This is a genomic window from Thalassospira sp. CH_XMU1420-2 (assembly GCF_037029325.1).
GTDB classification, from domain to species: Bacteria; Pseudomonadota; Alphaproteobacteria; order Rhodospirillales; family Thalassospiraceae; genus Thalassospira; species Thalassospira povalilytica.
The window spans coordinates 1-2344 of sequence record NZ_JAYMEG010000034.1 but is presented as its reverse complement, the minus strand read 5'-3'; the positions used below and the strand labels follow the sequence as shown (position 1 = coordinate 2344).

Sequence of the window (2344 nt, the reverse complement as noted above, 5' to 3'; positions counted from 1 at the left end):
GGGCCGTTAACCGTATCTGCCGGATCCACGGCCGCCTGATTGGCGGCGGCATTCGGTTCGTTTGGTGATCGGGTGGTATTAAACACCTTGCGCCAGCGGCTCGCGGGTCTGGCGGCCTGGCACCTTGAGCAAGGTTTTCCCGATCCGACCAAAGCACCCCATGTAAAAAAGGTGCTCAAGGGCATTGCCGAACTGCACCCGGCCCCAGAAAAGCGGGCCAGGCCCATCCAGTTGGTGCAGCTGACGGCCATCGTATCGCACCTTGATCAGCAGATTGCTCGACAAGATGCACACCAGTTGCCATTGCAACCGCTTCGCAACAAAGCACTTATGCTGATCGGTTTTTGGCGGGCTTTTCGAAGCGACGAGTTGGCGCGGCTCAATGCGGAGCATATCCAGGTGGAGCCTGGCTCTGGCATGGAGATTTACCTATCCCGCACCAAAAGTGACCGCTCTGGGCAAGGGCGCTATTTCAAAGCGCCGGCACTCAGACAGCTGTGTCCTGTAGAAGCCTATTTGGAATGGACTAATGCGGCACAGATCAAGCGAGGACCGGTATTCCGGGCCATTAACCGTTGGGGTCAGCTTGCGGGCGAAGCACTGCACCCGAACAGTATCATCGCCATCGTCAGATCTTGTTGCCAAGAGGCAGGCATAGAGGGTTCGGACGCGTTCAGCAGTCATTCCTTGCGCCGAGGGTTTGCGAACTGGGCCAATGATCATCGCTGGGACACGAAGTCTTTGATGGAGTATGTGGGATGGAGAGACGTTCATTCCGCAATGCGCTACATCGATGCACCTGATCCGTTCGCCCGCCTTCGGATTGGACGCGGGCCGAACGAAGCCGAGGCTTGCGGTGGTCCCTCAAACTCACCTGAGACAAAATAAGCACTTGCCATGGTAGCCATCTACCACACCGCGTACCCGCGCCTTAGGAAAGACCTCTCGCCACACGAGGTCGGGGATGTGTATACGCCGACAGACAAAGAGCTTCGCTTCGCCCAACGTCACTGTAAACGTACCAGCGCCTCGTATCTCGGATTACTGGTGCAGCTGAAACTGGTTCAAAGGCTGGGGCGCTTTGCCACACTGGGCGAGGTGCCAGACGTTATCCTCAACCACATCAGAGCTCACAGTCGTTCCCGAACATCTCGTAAGGAACTGCAGACCTATTTCGCCTCGGGCGCGAAAATTCGGCACGTCAAATTCATTCGCCAGTACCTGAATATTCGACCTTTCGATAGCGAAACAACGGGTGCTCTGGTGCGGGGCTGGGCGCTGGAGGCGGCCGCCACCAAAGAGGCATTGGCCGATATCATCAATGTCACCCTGGAGTACCTGGTCAAGGAGAAGTACGAACTGCCTGCATTTAGCGCTCTCGACCGACTATGCCAATCGGCGCGCCGAGAAGTCAATGACAGGTACTATGATCAGCTCTGCGGCTATCTGACGGCCGGAGGTCGCCAGCTCATCGGGCAAATGCTCCGATCTGCCGGTGGTGCGAGTGGTTTTGGCTGGAACACCCTGAAAAACGAGCCCAAACGGCCTACGCCTCGAAATATTCAGGCCTACATCACCTATCTGGAATGGCTGACGTCCCTGCAAAATAGCTTACCCATAGATCTGGGGTTGCCACCTGTCAAGCACCGGCAATTCATCAACGAAGCCAAGGCTCTCGATCACGCTGAACTGATGAAACTCAAGGTGAGCAAACGCACGGCACTGATGATCGTGCTGATTCGTCATCAGTACGCCCAAACCCTGGATAAGGCCGCTGAGATCGTCATCAAGCTCCTTCAGAAGATGGATCGCACGGCGGAAAAGAAGCTGGAGGAGTATCTGGCTCATCACCAAAAGCAGACGGATCGGCTCATTGCGATATTGTCCGGTACAATCCAGATATACCTGGATAAGCCCAAAACGGTGACCGCCTTCGATCCTGTGCTGGGCAAGGACAGCAAGCTGATCTTGCAGATGTGCGAACAGTACATGGCCTACGCTGGCAACAACTACCTGCCTTTCATGATGCCGCTGTACAAAAAGCAGCGAGCCACGTTGTTTCGCACGATCGAGATACTAAACCTCGCGTCGGCCACTGAAGATAAAGACCTTCTCAAGGCTTTCCGATTTATCCTCAAGCACAAAAAGCGCCGCACTGAAACCCTGTGCATTCTAAGTGACCCCGACTCCCCTTCAAGTAAGAACGTGATGAACATCCGGTGGATTCGAGATAAATGGTGGAAGCTGGTAACCGGCAAGTCCACGAAGCGTGTGATGGTCCAGGCGCTTGATTTTCCGGCAATGCGAATATCGTTCTGAGGTGACGATAAAAGATCAACCAGTG

At 55.0% G+C, this 2344-nt stretch carries 2 protein-coding genes; both read left to right on the top strand.

From position 1 onward, the window contains the following. Nucleotides 1–39 precede the first annotated feature (39 nt). Entirely contained in the window at nt 40–888 is an 849-nt protein-coding gene (locus WA429_RS20995) for a site-specific integrase (RefSeq protein WP_336107878.1), read from the top strand. 9 nt (nt 889–897) lie between these two features. Continuing rightward, entirely contained in the window at nt 898–2319 is a 1422-nt protein-coding gene (locus tag WA429_RS20990; RefSeq protein ID WP_336107877.1) for a DUF4158 domain-containing protein, read from the top strand. Nucleotides 2320–2344 lie beyond the last annotated feature (25 nt).